Source organism: Glaciihabitans tibetensis (assembly GCF_003003265.1).
In the GTDB taxonomy this organism is placed as follows: Bacteria; Actinomycetota; Actinomycetes; order Actinomycetales; family Microbacteriaceae; genus Glaciihabitans; species Glaciihabitans tibetensis.
In genome coordinates this window covers 1-15,158 of record NZ_PVTL01000007.1, presented here as the reverse complement: position 1 = coordinate 15,158, position 15,158 = coordinate 1, and the positions used below count along the sequence as shown (strand labels likewise).

Genomic DNA, 15,158 nt, shown 5'->3' with positions numbered 1-15,158 from the left:
ATGCACTTTCTGTGACACCGTGTTACGGCTGATCGTCCTGCGGGGCGCCGCAGAATGCTGCGGCGAATAATATTGCGGCTATGACTCTTCTGACCGTCTGGGACGAAACCGACGAAACGACCCCCACCATCCAGACCCGCGATGCCGCAACCATCGGCGCGGTCCTCTCCCCCTTGGGCGTGCGCTTCGGCCGTTGGGAGCTCAAAGAACTGGGCGAGAACCCCACGCAGGACGAGGTGCTCGCCGCCTACAAGACCGAGATCGACGCGGTCAACGCCGCGCAGGGCTACACGCTCGTCGACGTGGTCGCGATCGCGCCCTCGGAGGACCCCGCGTACGCAGAGACCGCCGCGACCGCTCGCCAGAAGTTCCTCAGTGAGCACCAGCACGACGACGACGAAGACCGCTTCTTCGCTCGCGGCTCCGGCGTGTTCTACCTGCGCGTCGCCGGCAAGGTGCACGCGGTCTTCTGTGAGGCCGGCGACGTCATCTCCGTTCCGGCGAACACGACCCACTGGTTCGACATGGGCACGCGCCCCGAGTACGTCTCGGTGCGCTTCTTCCACGACGACGACGGCTGGGTGGGCAACTTCACCGGCAGCGACATCGCCACAAAGTTCGCCACCTACGACGAGCTCGCCGCGGTCCCCGCGTAGCCGCGGGCGCCGTCGTCCAGGCGCCGCCGGCCAGGCGCCATCGTCCAGGCGCCGCCGGCCGACTCCCGCGTCGCCGCCGCGACAAAACGGGACACCTCGGGCCCAGAGGGGTGAGGTGCCCCGTTTTGTCGCTGGAGCCAGGTAGGTCCGCCCGACAAATCGTGACACCTCACGCTCCGTAAGGCGACGCTCGCGCTGAGGTGGCCCAAGTGGTCGCAACGCGCGACGAAGTTACGACGAATCGTGACACGTCACCGATGACGCTCGACAAAACGCGACACCTCACGCGCACGGTTCGACCACTTGCGACACTTCGGATTTCGCCCAGTAACCATTCGTGACACCTCACGAACCATTCGTGACACCTCACGGAATTCGCGCGGCTCACTCGACCAGTCGCGACACCGCCCAGGCGCACCCGGTCGCCCAGGCGTTCCCGGCACCCGGTCGCCCCACCAAGACCGCTACGCCGCGATGCCCAGCGCGTTCAGCGAATCGTCCACGATCGTGAGCCCCTGCAGCCCGGGCAGGCCCGAGATGGCGGTGTCGATCTTGCGCGCGGCCTTGCGACCCTCGGGCCCACCCATCAGGTGGCCCATGACGTGCTGCACCTCGACCTTGTCCATGATGCTGGAGCCGACGGGCGCCCAGAAGTTGCTCAGGGCGAAGCGCGCGAACACCTGCGCCTTCTTGCTCTTTGCGAGGCGGTCGCGGGCCTGCGAGGTGTAGAACGCGACGTGCCGCGCCTCCTGCTTCGCGATTCGCTTGAGCAGCTCGGCAAGCACCGGATCCTCCTCGAGCTCCGCCATGCGGTTATAGGCGGTGATCGCCGACCACTCGTTCGCGGCGCCCCAGGCCATGTGCACGGCGACGAAGTCCATTCCGACGAGCTTGCCCACGACGGACTGCTTGATCGGGTCGAGACGGTCCTTCCACCCGAGCTTCAGGCGGTTGGCCTTCAGCTCGTCGAAGTCGACCGTGATGTCGTGGTAGCTCAGCACCTCGGCGAGCGCTTCACCGTGCCAGAACTCTTCGCGGTTCCACATCGTCATAAACGCGCTCATGTCCGCCTCCTTGTGGGAGGGCGTGGTGAGCAGGTCGCGGGTGTAGCAGACGGTGTGATATTCCACATCCGCCATATACCGGAGCGTGCGCAACGAACCCTCGGGCAAGGGGTGCTCGCGGAATCGCGCGAGGTCGAGGTCCGCCCAGTTCACCGCGACCGATGTCGCCGTGTACTTGTCTACGTCGAATGCCATGAGATGTGAGGAAGTCGCCTCCTAGGTGGCGGTTCCCACTCCTTTCGGGTTGTCAGCGGTGAGATCAGGACCGTTTGTCAGGCGGATGTCGGTGGGTGCCGGCTCCGCAGAAGCCACAGACTCTGCGGCGCCCACGGGTGCAAGCCCGGCACTCACCGAAGCGGGTGCAGGTGCGGGCGCGGGGAGCACAGCACGCTGGCTGCCCCGTTTCCAATTGTGGATCCTCCAACGTCTTCGTTGCGCTTCCCGCGACAGATTGGTGTCGGGGTTGACCGCATGCGGGTGACCCAGCAGTTCGAGCCAGACGAGGTCGGCGTGGCTGTCGCCGTACCCGTAGGACTGCGCGAGGTCGATGTTGTGCTGCTCGGCGTAGTGCCGAAGCCACGCCGCACGCGCCTCGTCGACGATGGGCGGCTGGGCGAGGTACCCCGTGAGGATCCCGTCGCGCTCGTGCATCGACCCGGCAACCACCTCGTCGAAGAGGTGCGCAAGAGGGGCCACGAGGGCTCCGATCGATCCGGTCACCAGCACCGTGCGGTGGCCGGCGGCGCGGTGCTCCTGGATGCGCGCGATGGCCTCGGGCATGGTGTGACGCAGCAACGTGTCACGGTATCCGCCGGCCACCACCCGGTCGAGTCGCTCTGCCGGCATCCCGCTATATCGGCGCAGGAAAACACGGATGAACTCGCCGCGATCGCGGCGTTCTGCGGCAAGATACCGCGGCAGATCTGCGAGCAATCCGATGACCTCGGCGGGCCAGGCGGCTTTTCGGAGGCCGGCGGAGCGCACCCAGAGGTACTGCTCCACGATGTTCGAGTCGACGACGGTGCCCTCGAGGTCGAAGACGGCGACCACGTCGGATCTCTCGGGCAGGGCCTTCGCCGTGCGGGCGGTCTCCGGCCGGCGCACCGCGAATGCGCGGGTGAGGGTGGTGATCGCCGGGAAGTGCACCCGGCCGAGGTAGTCCTCCCAGTCGATGCTCGCCACGTCGAATCCGGCGTCGGCCTGCACAGCTTCGGGCAGGGAACGGAACAGCGCCTTCGTTCGGGTGTCGTCGAAGATGATCTCCGTCTGCACGTACGCCCGGTAGAGTTCGGCGAAATTCTGCAGCGACTCGAGATCGCTCAGGCGGGTCTGCAGCTTCGCGATGCGGGCGCGGGTTGCCTCGTTTGAGGGCAGACGCTCGATCAGCATCCGGCTCTGCAGCACCCGGCGCCGCTCGCCGCGGAGCGCCCGGTCGACCCGTCGGCCGCCGGGGAACTTCCAGGTGGGAACGCGCACGTGCCCGTGCTCGGCGTGCGGCATCGGGTTGGCGGTGAAGAAGTCGTTCATGTTCTGCAGCATGCGATGGATCGGCAGCGGGTTACTCGCGCCGGAACTCACGTGAAAGTACTGGGGGTCTGCGGCCGGCGGGTTGCTCGCGACCGCGAGGATCGCGTTGACCACAAAGTCCACCGGGATCACGTCGAGCACGCTGTCTGGCAGGCCAGGGAACTCGGGGAGAACCCCGCGGCCGTAGGCGAGGATGAGCGGGTCGGCGACCTTGAACCCGTCGATCCAGCCGGGGAACGGGTGGGTCAGCGCGCTCTCGATGATCGCGGGACGAACAACGGAGAGCCTGCGACCCTCGGCGGCCGGCCACAGCTGCTCGGCGGCGCGCTCGGCGAAGGCCTTCGTGAGCGTGTACACGTCGGTCCAGCCGAGGCTCTCCGCACGCATCCGCCCGTAGTCCACCAGGCGGGACTGCACCCACTCCAGGCGTGCCGCCTCCGCCGCGGTCGCGACTGCCTGCGGGCCTTCTTTACCGTGTTTGGCGCGGGCGGTGTGGATGAATCCCCGCAGCGTTTCTGGTTGGCGCGACGCCATTTGCACGCGCTCACGGGCGCCCTGCGCCGCCGTGTATTCGGCGCGCCAATCGACCTCGTGGGTGAGGCGGGCCTCGGGCACGATGCCCTTGCGGATACCGCCGACGTACGCGGTGGAGACGTGCACCACGTGGGGATTGCTGCCGCTGGCCGCGAGCGCGCTGTAGAGCCCGAGGGCGCCGCCGACATTGGTCTCGAAGGCCTGGTCGATGGGCGGGTCGAAGCTGACGGTGGAGGCGCTGTGGATGACAACGTCTAGGTCGGACGGCAGCTCAGGAAAGGCCGAGAGGCTGCCCTCGACGACGCGCAGGCGCTCGCGAACCGCGCGTTCCACCTCGGCGTCGCCCACCCGGTCGCGCCAGACGGAGAAGACGGGTTTGCGCAGCAGGTTGCGCAGCCGGTCCTGACCGCTGGTGCTGCCCTTCGTGCGCACGAGGAGTGAGACCGTGGTGCCGGGGTGGGATTCCAGGAGCCGTTCGAGGATCGCCTGGCCGACGAACCCGGTGCCGCCCGTCAGCAGGATGTGGGCAGTGCCCAGGTCACCAGAAGTAATGCCCGCGCTCGAGCCCGCCGAACCCGCCGCGCCCGCAGAGCCCGCGCCTCCCGCGCCAGCTGCATGCGCACTCACGGTCGAAGCCCCTGCGCGACGGCGTCACCGATGGAACGCGTCATGCCGGGAAGCGCGCTGACCTGGGTGCCGAGATCCCGGGCGCGTGCGGCGCCCTCGTCCCCGCCGAAGACGTAGCTCTCGAAGAAGCTGCGGTCGATGGCCGCGCGGTCGATCGACCCAATCGGCCAGGCGATGCGGGGCAGCGTGCGGCGGGTCTGGCGAACAGCCCGCGCGGAATCCGTGAGGCGTCGCACCGCCTCGTCCTCGAAGAAGGCGGCGTGCCGCTTTTTGACGTCGAGAATGAGAGCGACCGTGGAGGACAGAGCAGCGCTCTCGCTCCGGGCCGCGAGCCGCTCGTAGGCCGCGCGCATCACCCACTCGTCCACAAGCCCCATGGCCATGTGCAGCGCGATGATCGGCACCCCCTGCGCAATCGCGGCGAGGGCACGGCGGATCGGGCCGCGACGCTCGGATGCCTCCGACCTCGAGTGTCGGGTCTCGCCCTCGTCCTCATCCTGGGCGCGCGGACGACCGTTCGCTTCGAGCACGGCGTCGAGCGCGTCGGCGATCCAGAACTTCTCAAAGGCCCACGTCACCAGGAATGCGGTAACCCGTGCATCCTTGTGGGTCGCCGTCACCAGGAGGTTACGCAGGTGCTCCATTGTGGCGCTTTCGAGGCGCGCGTAATAGCGAATTGCGTGCAGCGATTCGGGGTCGAGCGGAGCGGTTGCGTAGTCCGCCAGCTGCAGCTCGTCGCGGTGATTGCCGCGGGCCGTACGGGCGTACTCGCGCACGTCAAAACGTGCGCCGAGGGACGCTGGGCTTTGGGGTGTCATCGTCCAACCTTCGCTTTCTGACGCAGCGTGCGAGTCGGAAAAGTGTTGTCCGCAGCGTATCCTAACCGGATGGTAGTAGCTTTCGTCACCGGTGGAACGTCTGGCATTGGAGCCGCGTTCGCACGACAACTCGCGGGCGAAGGATACGACCTGGTGCTGGTCGCTCGCGGGGCGGAACGGCTCGCCGAGATGGCAACCGAGCTGCGCGCACTTGGTCGCACCGTGGAAACGATCGAGGCCGACCTGGCCGACCGCGACGCGGTCGCCCGGCTGGCCGCCCGCCTGGAGGATCCCACCCGACCGGTCGATCTGGTGGTCAATAACGCAGGCTTCGGCATGCATACCTCTCTCATCGATGCGGATGTGTCGGAGCATGACCGGGGCTTCGAGGTGATGTGCCGGGCGGTTCTGGTTCTGTCGGGCGCCGCGGCCCGGGGCATGCTGCCCCGCGGAGCCGGAAACATCATCAATGTGTCAAGCACAGCGGGCTTCATCACGATGGGAAGTTACTCGGCGATCAAGGCCTGGGTTACCTCGTTCACCGAGGGACTCGCGGTCGAGCTGCGCGGAACCGGAATCGTCGTGACGGCGCTCTGCCCCGGATGGGTGCGCACCGAGTTTCACGAGCGCGCCGGCATCGGGGCGAGCAGCATTCCAAACCTGATGTGGCTGGACGCCGAACAACTCGTAACCGCGTGCTTACGCGACGTAAAGCGAGGCAAAATGATCTCCATACCCACAGTTCGGTACCGAGCCCTCATCTGGATGGCTCGGCATGCTCCACGCAGCGCAATCCGGAGCTTCTCCTCCGCAATTTCGTCCAGTCGCAGAAAGGCAACCGCACGATGACCGTCGGAGTGCCCCGGAGCCCCGGAGTCATCGGCGCCGCGAGCACGGAGCCGCGTGACAGGTTTGCCTCGCCCGGCCACGCCAGCATCCGCTATGTCGCCCAGCGCGGCCTCCTCAAACCGCTCATCTGGACCCTCACCAACGTCACCGTCATCGGCCGCGAACGCCTCCGCGACGTGAAGGGTCCGTTCGTAGTGGTGGCGAACCATTCCAGTCACCTGGACACCCCCCTGATATTCGGAGCGCTCCCCCGACGCCTCGCCCGGTACCTCGCCGCCGGCGCCGCCGCGGACTACTTCTTCGACGTGTGGTGGCGTCGCGGGTTGACTGCCCTGTTCTTCAATGCGTTCCCCGTGCGCCGCTCCACCCCGAGCGCGCACTCGGTCAGCGCCCGCTCGCTCCTGCTCCGCGGCATCCCCCTGCTCATATTCCCCGAGGGCACCCGGTCGCGCGACGGCGAATTCGGCGCGTTCAAGCCCGGCGCCGCCGCACTCGCCGCCTCCTGCGAGGTGCCGTGCATCCCGCTCGCGCTGATCGGAGTGCACATCGCGCATCCCCGCGGGACGAACTGGCCGCGCCCCGGGCGTCCCCGGGTCGGTATTGTGTTCGGCGAACCGCTCTACGCCCTCCCCGACGAGGGTGCGGCCCAGTTCTCGGCTCGTCTGCGCGCCGAAATCACTCGCCTGCGAGATACCAACACGGCCATCGTTCTTGGCCAGCCCACCGCCCCCAAAGGAGTTCGCCCGTGACCGACGTCAAGCACATGAAGTGGTGGGGCTGGGGCCTGGAGGGCATCGCTTTCCACCACGAGAACAAGCCGGGGTTCGCTCCCTTCCTGAAGTCCGCCGTCGGAGTTGACCTGTCGCTGCCGACAGAGCCCACCTCGATGGCATTCGAGGATCTGGATGTTCCGGCCAGCCGTGCCAGCGACGCGTTTCTCACCGCACTGACCGGCATAGTCGGGGCGACGTACCTCACGACCAATGACATGGACCGGGTCATCCACACCTTCGGAAAGAGCATCCGTGACCTGCTCCGGGTGCGCGCGGGAGACCTGGCCCGGGTACCCGACGTGGTCATCTACCCCGCGGACGAGGCCGAGGTGCAGGACATCGTGGATGCCGCGGTCGAAGCCGACGCGGTCATCATCCCGTTCGGCGGCGGCAGCAACATCGTCGGCAGCCTCGAGCCCCTCGCGACCGAGGAGCGCACCGTGATCTCGCTCGACCTCGGGCGCCTCAACCGGGTTCTCGACATTGACGAGGGATCCGGACTCGCCCGCATCCAGGCTGGCGCCCAGGGCCCCGATCTCGAAGCCGAACTCACCAAGGCCGGCTGGACCATCGGGCACTTCCCCGACAGCTTCACCCACTCGACCGTCGGCGGCTGGGTTGCCACCCGCTCCTCCGGCATGCAGTCGGACAAGTATGGCGACATCGCCGACATCGCGAAGGGCCTGCGGGTCGTGCGCCCCGGCGGTGTGCTCGTCATCCGCGCCATCCCCAGCGCCTCGACCGGGCCGAGCGTCCGCGAGATGATTTTGGGCAGCGAGGGCCGCCTCGGCGTGATCACCGAGGTGACCGTGCAGGTGCACCGCATCCCCGCCAACCGCGAGATCCTCGCCTACCTCTACCCGACGTGGCGCGCCGGCCTCGCCGCGATGCAGGCGATCTCCGAGAGCGACGCGAGCCCCTCGGTGACCCGCGTCTCCGACGGTAACGAGACGGTCTTTTCGTTTGCCACGAGCAAGGCGAGCAAGGGCCTCTCCAGCCTGGTGACCAAGGGACTCGGCGTGTTCCTCAAGGCGAAGGGTTGGGACACGACCAAGATGTGCCTCTCCTTCGTGGGGTACGAGGGCGGCGACGAGCTCGTGTCGCGCAACCAGAAGCTGGTGGCCTCCATCGTCAAGAAGCACGGCGGCGTCAGCGTCGGCAAGGGGCCCGGAGTGCTCTACGACCAGAAGAAGTTCGACACCCCGTACATCCGAGACTTCTTCCTGGACTTTGGGGGCTCGGCGGATGTCTCGGAGACAGCCGCTCCCTGGTCGAAGCTCCTCCCGCTGTACACAGACGTGATCGCCAGCGCCAACCGTGCGTTCGACGAGATCGGGGTGAAGGGCTGGATCATGGCCCACATGTCGCACTCGTACCACTCGGGCGCCTGCCTCTACTTCACGTTCGCCTTTGTCTCCACCGGCGATGCCATCGCCCAGTACGACGTGGTGAAGACCGCCATCCAGCAGGCGTTCATCACCAACGGAGGAACGGTCTCGCACCACCACGGTGTCGGGCTCGAGCACGCTCCGTGGCTCGAGGAAGACATCTCCAGCGAGGGCATCGCGATGATGCGCGGCCTCTTCGACGCGGCCGACCCCAAGGGAACGTTCAACCCGGGCAAGGTTGTGCTCGGCAGCACCACGAAGGTGGAGCAGAGCGCTCTCGGCTAGCTGTCGCTCGGTGGGGCGGGCGACGGGGCGACTGCTGCTGTAGCGGCTGGTGTCGCGGCGACTGCTGCGATAATCGTCTGCGGCGCGCCTTCGGCCTGTCGCCCCTCCCCCACCACAAAGAGAGTTTCATGAGCACCGACCAGCTTTCCCCTGCCACACGCGTCGCCCCCGCGGCATCCACCCCTCCCGCCGACCCCGGATCGCTCGGGCTCGCCGCTTTCGCACTGACCACCTTCGTGCTCAGCGTGGCTAACGCCGGGCTGATCGAGTCGAGCGCGTCTGTACTGGGCCTCGCCCTTTTCTACGGCGGCATCGCGCAGATCATCGCGGGCGTGTGGGAGTTCGCGAACAAGAACACCTTCGGCGCGACCGCGTTCACCTCCTACGGCGCGTTCTGGCTGGCCTTCTGGTACCTCGAGACCACCCCGAGCGGCGAAGCGGCTGGCGCCGTCGGTGTGGGCGTCTTCCTGCTCGGCTGGGCGATCTTCACCGCGTACATGACCGTCGCTGCTCGCCAGACGAACGGCTCGATCTTCGCCGTGTTCGTCGCACTGACGCTCACCTTCTTCGCCCTCGCGATCAGCGACCTCGCCGGCATCGAGGCCCTGCACCGCATCGGCGGCTGGCTCGGAATCATCACCGCGCTGCTGGCCTGGTACGGCTCCTTCGCCGTGGTGCTCAACGCCACCTCGAAGCGCACCGTGCTGCCGGTCTGGCCGCGCAAGTAGGTCCCCGCACCGCAGCACCGCAGCACCGCAGCACCGCGCTGGTCACCACCGCGCAGGACTGCCCGCGTAGCCAAAAGGCGCTGGCCCCCGGCCGACATTTCGTCGATCGGGGGCCAGCGCCTTTTGTGCGTTACCGCGCTCTGCGTTACCGCGCTCTGCGTTACGGCGCGGGCGTCGGCGTGGGGGTGGCCGTCGAGTTCTCGCTGAAGGTGGCTCCGGCGGCCTGGATCACGAACTGCGCGAACGCGTCGGGGTCATCCACGGCACCCTCGTACTTGAGACCATCCACGACTACGGTCGGCGTGCCCTTCACGAGCGCCTCAGAGTTAGGGACGGGCCCGTCCAGTGCTCGCAACGTGGCATCCCCCACCCAGGTTTTGAATGTCTGGTCGCGCACGCACGATTCGATGGCGTCCGTCGGGGTGAGGCCGGCGTCGGACACGACCTCGAGCAGCTCGTCATCGGAGAGGCCAGCGGTGCGCTCCTCCGGCTGGTTGGCGAAGAGGGCCTTGTTGACGGCCCAGAAGCTGTCCGGGGCGAAGTTGGCGACGCACGCGGCGACGTTCGCCGAGCGGGTGGAGTACTGGGTGCCCATCGAATTCGAGTTGAGGATCGAGATGGGGTGCACCTCCACCGTGACGGCCCCGCGCTCGAGCCACGACTCGAGCTGCTCGGTGTTGGTGTCTTCGAAGATCTTGCAGAACGGGCAGAGGTAGTCGACGTAGATCTGGATGTCGATCACTTCGGAGTCTTCGGCGATGGCGTTCGGCACCGGCTCGGCTTCAGCCTCGAGGGCGGCCGTCGGCAGGGCGATCATGCCGGCGCCGATCTTGATTCCGTCGCTCAGCATGTTCAGGGGGCCGGGGCCCGCGGGACGCTGGGTATTGACCAGCACGAGAACGATGACGGTGATGATGGCAAGCGCGCCGACGATGATGCCGCCCTGAAGGAACAGCTTGCCGGCGCGGTCCTTGCGCTTGCGGGAGTCGCGGATGGCTTTCGCCTTCGCCCGTGCAGCCTCGCGGCTCTCGCTCTTGCTGAGATTGCCGTCTCCGGTACTCCCGTTGGTCAAAAGAACCTCACTCATTACGCTGGAAAATTTCGGGTGGCGGCCCCAGGTAAAGGCCGCGCGCGTCTAGAAGGTTAGGGCGAGACTCTGGGAATCGTCCAAACGTTCGCGGGTATCACCATAACCAACTGTTCTGAGTACGCGCCTATCGCCGGGTCCTAGACAGTGACATAATGGCCGGTGGTGGTTCGTCCACCGTCCATTCACTCGGATCGTCCGGCACGTACCTGCCGGTGAAGGAGCAATTTAACATGGCATCAGTAACTTTCGACAAGGCCACACGTCTGTACCCGGGCTCGACCCGACCGGCCGTTGACGCCCTCGACCTCGACGTAGCAGACGGCGAATTCCTCGTCCTCGTCGGACCCTCCGGTTGTGGAAAGTCCACCTCCCTCCGGATGCTCGCTGGCCTCGAAGAGGTCAACGAAGGAAGCATCCTCATTGGCGACCGCAACGTCACGGACGTTCCGCCGAAGGACCGTGACATCGCCATGGTCTTCCAGAACTACGCGCTGTACCCGCACATGACCGTCGCCGAGAACATGGGCTTCGCGCTCAAGATCGCCGGCATCAACAAAGACGAGCGTGCAACGCGCGTTCTCGAGGCCGCAAAGCTCCTCGACCTCGAGCCCTACCTCGGCCGCAAGCCGAAGGCACTCTCCGGTGGTCAGCGTCAGCGCGTCGCCATGGGTCGCGCGATCGTTCGCCAGCCCCAGGTGTTCCTCATGGACGAGCCGCTGTCGAACCTCGACGCCAAGCTCCGCGTTCAAACCCGCACGCAGATCGCGTCGCTGCAGCGTCGCCTCGGCGTCACCACGGTCTACGTCACCCACGACCAGACTGAGGCCCTCACCATGGGTGACCGCATCGCGGTGCTCAAGGATGGCGTGCTTCAGCAGGTCGGTACCCCCCGTGATCTGTACGAGCGCCCGAACAACGTGTTCGTCGCAGGCTTCATCGGCTCCCCCGCGATGAACCTGTTCCAGGCTGACCTTTCCGAGGATGGTGTGCTCTTCGGCAACCACGCGGTACGGGTCGACCGCAACACGCTCGCGGGCATCAAGCAGAAGCAGGTCACCGTGGGCATCCGCCCCGAAGACGTCACGGTCACCACGGCCGGCGACGGCCTCCCGGTCGAGGTCGACGTCATCGAGGAGCTCGGCGCCGACGGCAACCTCTACGGACACGCCACCATCGGCGGCAACCGCGTCGACCTGTGCGTGCGCGTCGACGGCCGCTCGCACCCGAACGCCGGCGACCAGGTGTACATCGTCCCCAAGGAGGGCCACGTGCACCTGTTCGACATCGAGTCTGGCGCTCGCGTCGGCGAAGTTGTCGTCGCGTAAGGCACTGACAAACCAGCGGGGCGCCTAGCCCCAGCGAACGAGGAGCCTGTTGCCCGACATCTGGGCGGCAGGCTCCTCGTCTTGGGTCGCACCGGTTCTGTCGCTACTCCTGCACCGCTTCAGTGCTATCGCGGCCCGCTACACAGCACCGAATCATCGCTACTCCAGCACCGCTTCATCGCTACCTCGCTACTCCATCGCTACCTCGCTACTCCATCGCTACCTATCTCTACGAGAGGCTCAACGGCACTATGAGTGGCTCCCTCAACATCACCTCCGCGATCGTCGACCCGGCGCTGCTCGACCTGCCCTGGGCACTTCCGCTCGAGGTCTGGCCAGACGACTCCATCGCCGCACTCCCCAAGGGAATTTCGCGACACCTCGTGCGCTTCGCTCACCTGAGCGGCTACGTCGTTGCCATCAAGGAAACCTCGGCAGAGTTCGCCCGTCGCGAGTACGAGATGCTCCGCACCCTGCAGCGCCTCGAGATCCCGTGTGTTGACCCGGTCGCGGTGATCACCAACCGCAGCACGGTCGACGGCATCGAACTCGACTCCGCCCTGGTCACGCGGCACCTGCGTTTCTCCCTGCCCTATCGCGCGCTCTACTCGCAGAGCCTCCGCCCCGACACCGGTACCCGCCTCGTCGACGCCCTCGCGGTGTTGTTGGTTCGCCTGCACATCGTCGGGTTCTTCTGGGGTGACGTCTCGCTGTCGAACACGCTGTTCCGTCGCGACGCCGGGGCGTTCGCCGCCTACCTGGTGGACGCAGAAACCGGCCAGCTCTACAACAAGCTTTCGAACGGTCAGCGCGAGAACGACCTCGAGATCGCCCGCGTAAATATCGCCGGCGAACTGCTCGACCTGCAGGCCGGTGGCCGTCTCGACGAGGACTTCGACCCGGTCGGGATCAGCAACGGAATCGTCGCCGCCTACCGCACCCTGTGGAAGGAACTGACCGGCTCCGAGGAGTTCGACCAGTCCGAACGCTGGCGCATCAACCAGCGGGTCGAGCGCCTCAACGACCTCGGTTTCGACATCGAAGAGCTTGCAATCAAAACGGATGACACGGGCACCCAGGTTCGCATCCAGCCCAAGGTTGTCGACGCCGGGCACCACCAGCGCCGCCTGCTCCGCCTCACCGGGCTGGACGCGCAAGAAAACCAGGCGCGGCGGCTGCTCAACGACCTCGACTCCTACACCGTCACCTTCCACAAGAAGGGTGAGGTCGACGAAGAGATGATCGCGCACGAATGGCTCGCCCGTGTGTTCGAGCCTGTTATCCGCGCGATCCCGAAGGACCTGCGCGGGCGGCTGGAACCTGCAGAGGTGTTCCACCAGCTGCTGGACCACCGCTGGTACATGTCGCAGAACGAGGCACGAGACATCCCCCTCGCCGAAGCACTGAACTCTTACGTCGACGTGGTCCTCCGCCACCGTCGTGACGAGGCCACCGTCATCAACCCGCCCACCGGGTCGATCACGATGCCCACCGAGGTCGTGGACGAGGACGACTGGCGACTGAAGGTCTAGCTCGAGCTCCGGCGGAGTAGGCACTACGTCGGTCGGCCGCGGCGGGCCCCTCCCGGAGGGAGAAGTGCCTCCCGGAGGGGGAAAGCGTCTCCCGGAGGGATCTATGACTCCCTCCGGGACGCTCCTTCTCCGGCCGCGAGCGCCCGTTTCGCCCGCCGGGACGCAATATCTCTCACCCAGTCACAATCCAGCCGGCGCAGCCGCGTGCTCTCTTCACGAAAGTGTTCTCCCACGATGACATCTGAATCCCCGCCATCTGAATCCCTGCCCCCTAAGTCCGTGCGCGCCGAGACCGTGCACACCGAGTCCGTGCGCACCGAAACCAGCGGAGACGCTCGTCCGCCGGCTCCTCTCTCGCCACGTCGGTTGGCACAGGCCCGCTTCGCGGTGGCGATCCTCTTCTTCACGAATGGCGCGATCTTCGCGAACCTGCTGCCGCGGTACCCCGAGATCGTCGCCGATCTCGAGCTCTCGAACGCGGCCTTCGGCGTCGCGGTCGCAGCCTTTCCGTTGGGCGCCCTGCTCGCCGGCCTGAGCGCGGGAATGCTGATCCGACGCTTCCGTTCGTCGCGGGTGGCCGTCGTCGCCACTATTTTCACCGCGGTCGGCATCCTCGTCGCCGGGGTAGCACCCGCGTGGATCGCTCTGGCCGGTGGCCTGTTCCTCGCCGGGGCGATGGACTCCATCACGGATGTCGCGCAGAACTCCCACGGCCTGCGCGTGCAACGCCTCTACCGGCGGTCGATCCTGAACTCGTTCCACGCGATCTGGAGTGTGGGCGCGGTTCTCGGCGGTGTCCTCGGCGCGGCCGCCGCGCAATTCGCGCTTCCCCTGCCGGTGCACCTCTCGATCTCCGGTGTCGTGTTCAGCCTGATGGCGATGGCCGCGTACCGCTTCCTCCTGGCAGGCCCGGAACCGACGGAAGCCCTTTCGCAGGCCACAGAGGACCCCGCAGACCAGTCCGCCCCCACTGCCGCAGCCACAGCCACAGCCGGCATCGCCAGCTCAGGAATTACCGGCACCGCAGGAATCGCCAGCACCTCCAGCGCCGCCAGCACCTCCGCCACCGCAGGAACCACCGCCACCCCGGACGTCGCCAGCACCACCGGCACAGCCGCGCTCCGCCGCCCGCGCGCCCTCGCCGTCGTCGCGAAGTACGGCGTACTTCTCGCCCTGGTCGTCATCGCCGCCTCGGGCGCACTGGTCGAAGACTCCGGCAGCTCCTGGTCGGCGATCTACCTGTCCGGTTCGCTCGGTGCGACCGCCTTCGTCGCCGGCATCGGATTCATCGCTTTGCAGGGCATGCAGTTCATCGGCCGCATCTTCGGCGACCGGCTCGTTGACCGATTCGGCCAGCGCGCGGTTGCCCGAGCCGGTGGCGCAATCGTCTTCGTGGGCATGGGTATCGCCTTGGCGTTTCCCTCGGTCCCCGCCACGGTGATCGGATTCGGCCTCGCCGGTCTCGGCGTCGCGACGCTCATTCCCGCCGCGATGGAGGCAGCGGATTCCCTGCCCGGATTTCGCCCGGGTACCGGCCTGACGCTCGTCGGCTGGTTGCTGCGGGTGGGCTTCCTGGTTTCGCCGCCGATTGTGGGTGCGATAGCGGATGCCACGTCGCTACGCACCGGCCTGCTCATAGTTCCGGTGGCCGGACTCCTCGTGCTCCTCTTCGCGCGGGTGCTCACGGTGAGGGTGCCGGCCGCACTACCGCGATGACACCGCTGGCGCGCGCCGAGTCGATCGCAACCAGAGCCAGCCACGCCGAGTGGACTGCAACCGTCGGTCATCCTCACCGACCGGACAATAACCTTCGATCGTCCACGCCGACTGGGCAGTTCTGGCGACTTTTCGGCCCGATTTGCCCCAGAACTGATACGTAAATAGAGGTTCCTTATGCTGCTGCGTGGGTGATTGTGACTTCGTATCCGAGGGCTTCGAGTTGCCGGACGGCTTTGTTTTTGG

12 protein-coding genes are annotated in these 15,158 nt (G+C 66.8%); 8 read left to right on the top strand and 4 right to left on the bottom strand.

Translation table 11 applies throughout. From position 1 onward, the window contains the following. The first annotated feature begins 80 nt into the window (after positions 1 to 80). Entirely contained in the window at positions 81 to 656 is a 576-nt protein-coding gene (locus B0I08_RS13090) for a 1,2-dihydroxy-3-keto-5-methylthiopentene dioxygenase (protein WP_106213582.1), read from the top strand. 464 nt (positions 657 to 1,120) lie between these two features. On the opposite strand, the gene B0I08_RS13085 is transcribed toward B0I08_RS13090, so the two are convergent. The 3 genes from B0I08_RS13085 to B0I08_RS13075 are packed head-to-tail and all read right to left on the bottom strand — an operon-like array spanning position 1,121 to position 5,226. Beyond that, positions 1,121 to 1,915, bottom strand: coding sequence for a ferritin-like domain-containing protein (locus B0I08_RS13085; protein ID WP_106213580.1), 795 nt, complete (start codon positions 1,913 to 1,915; stop codon positions 1,121 to 1,123). Positions 1,916 to 1,936: 21 nt separating this feature from the next. Beyond that, positions 1,937 to 4,408: an SDR family oxidoreductase gene (locus tag B0I08_RS13080; RefSeq protein WP_245884801.1), complete on the bottom strand. Its 2,472-nt coding sequence runs from the start codon at positions 4,406 to 4,408 to the stop codon at positions 1,937 to 1,939. Beyond that, positions 4,405 to 5,226: a hypothetical protein gene (locus B0I08_RS13075; protein ID WP_106213578.1), complete on the bottom strand. Its 822-nt coding sequence runs from the start codon at positions 5,224 to 5,226 to the stop codon at positions 4,405 to 4,407. The genes B0I08_RS13080 and B0I08_RS13075 overlap by 4 nt, the downstream gene beginning before the upstream one ends. 69 nt (positions 5,227 to 5,295) lie before the next feature. Here B0I08_RS13075 and B0I08_RS13070 point away from each other — a divergent pair, with 69 nt between their 5' ends. From B0I08_RS13070 to B0I08_RS13055, 4 genes are all read left to right on the top strand, one after another. Further along, on the top strand, positions 5,296 to 6,075 hold the full coding sequence (locus B0I08_RS13070) for an SDR family NAD(P)-dependent oxidoreductase (RefSeq protein ID WP_106213576.1): 780 nt from the start codon (positions 5,296 to 5,298) through the stop codon (positions 6,073 to 6,075). Next, positions 6,072 to 6,824 (top strand): lysophospholipid acyltransferase family protein, encoded by a 753-nt coding sequence (locus B0I08_RS13065; RefSeq protein WP_106213574.1) that lies wholly within the window; start codon positions 6,072 to 6,074, stop codon positions 6,822 to 6,824. Before B0I08_RS13070 ends, B0I08_RS13065 begins: the two co-directional genes overlap by 4 nt. Next, the gene (locus B0I08_RS13060; RefSeq protein ID WP_106213572.1) at positions 6,821 to 8,521 is read left to right on the top strand and encodes an FAD-binding oxidoreductase; all 1,701 of its coding nucleotides are present in this window, start codon (positions 6,821 to 6,823) and stop codon (positions 8,519 to 8,521) included. Before B0I08_RS13065 ends, B0I08_RS13060 begins: the two co-directional genes overlap by 4 nt. 128 nt (positions 8,522 to 8,649) lie before the next feature. Then, the gene (locus B0I08_RS13055; protein ID WP_106213570.1) at positions 8,650 to 9,249 is read left to right on the top strand and encodes an acetate uptake transporter; all 600 of its coding nucleotides are present in this window, start codon (positions 8,650 to 8,652) and stop codon (positions 9,247 to 9,249) included. Positions 9,250 to 9,409: 160 nt separating this feature from the next. On the opposite strand, the gene B0I08_RS13050 is transcribed toward B0I08_RS13055, so the two are convergent. Continuing rightward, positions 9,410 to 10,336 carry a DsbA family protein gene (locus B0I08_RS13050; protein ID WP_106213568.1) on the bottom strand — a complete coding sequence of 309 codons (927 nt, stop codon included), beginning with the start codon at positions 10,334 to 10,336 and terminating at the stop codon, positions 9,410 to 9,412. 233 nt (positions 10,337 to 10,569) lie between these two features. Between B0I08_RS13050 and B0I08_RS13045 the strand changes: the two genes are divergently transcribed. The 3 genes from B0I08_RS13045 (at position 10,570) to B0I08_RS13035 (ending at position 14,912) form a co-directional block, all read left to right on the top strand. After that, positions 10,570 to 11,664, top strand: coding sequence for an ABC transporter ATP-binding protein (locus B0I08_RS13045; RefSeq protein ID WP_106213923.1), 1,095 nt, complete (start codon positions 10,570 to 10,572; stop codon positions 11,662 to 11,664). A 251-nt stretch (positions 11,665 to 11,915) separates the two neighbouring features. Then, complete coding sequence (locus B0I08_RS13040; protein ID WP_106213566.1) at positions 11,916 to 13,196, top strand: DUF4032 domain-containing protein; 1,281 nt, start codon at positions 11,916 to 11,918, stop codon at positions 13,194 to 13,196. 234 nt (positions 13,197 to 13,430) lie between these two features. Next, positions 13,431 to 14,912, top strand: a complete 1,482-nt coding sequence (locus tag B0I08_RS13035) for an MFS transporter (protein ID WP_146134416.1) — start codon at positions 13,431 to 13,433, stop codon at positions 14,910 to 14,912. The last annotated feature ends 246 nt before the right edge of the window (positions 14,913 to 15,158 follow it).

Bases quoted from the DNA above. Each gene is read 5' to 3' on its own strand.
- B0I08_RS13090 (WP_106213582.1), top strand. From the start codon at position 81: ATGACTCTTCTGACCGTCTGGGACGAAACCGACGAAACGACCCCCACC.
- B0I08_RS13085 (WP_106213580.1), bottom strand. From the start codon at position 1,915: ATGGCATTCGACGTAGACAAGTACACGGCGACATCGGTCGCGGTGAAC.
- B0I08_RS13075 (WP_106213578.1), bottom strand. From the start codon at position 5,226: ATGACACCCCAAAGCCCAGCGTCCCTCGGCGCACGTTTTGACGTGCGC.
- B0I08_RS13070 (WP_106213576.1), top strand. From the start codon at position 5,296: ATGGTAGTAGCTTTCGTCACCGGTGGAACGTCTGGCATTGGAGCCGCG.
- B0I08_RS13065 (WP_106213574.1), top strand. From the start codon at position 6,072: ATGACCGTCGGAGTGCCCCGGAGCCCCGGAGTCATCGGCGCCGCGAGC.
- B0I08_RS13055 (WP_106213570.1), top strand. From the start codon at position 8,650: ATGAGCACCGACCAGCTTTCCCCTGCCACACGCGTCGCCCCCGCGGCA.
- B0I08_RS13050 (WP_106213568.1), bottom strand. From the start codon at position 10,336: ATGAGTGAGGTTCTTTTGACCAACGGGAGTACCGGAGACGGCAATCTC.
- B0I08_RS13045 (WP_106213923.1), top strand. From the start codon at position 10,570: ATGGCATCAGTAACTTTCGACAAGGCCACACGTCTGTACCCGGGCTCG.
- B0I08_RS13040 (WP_106213566.1), top strand. From the start codon at position 11,916: ATGAGTGGCTCCCTCAACATCACCTCCGCGATCGTCGACCCGGCGCTG.
- B0I08_RS13035 (WP_146134416.1), top strand. From the start codon at position 13,431: ATGACATCTGAATCCCCGCCATCTGAATCCCTGCCCCCTAAGTCCGTG.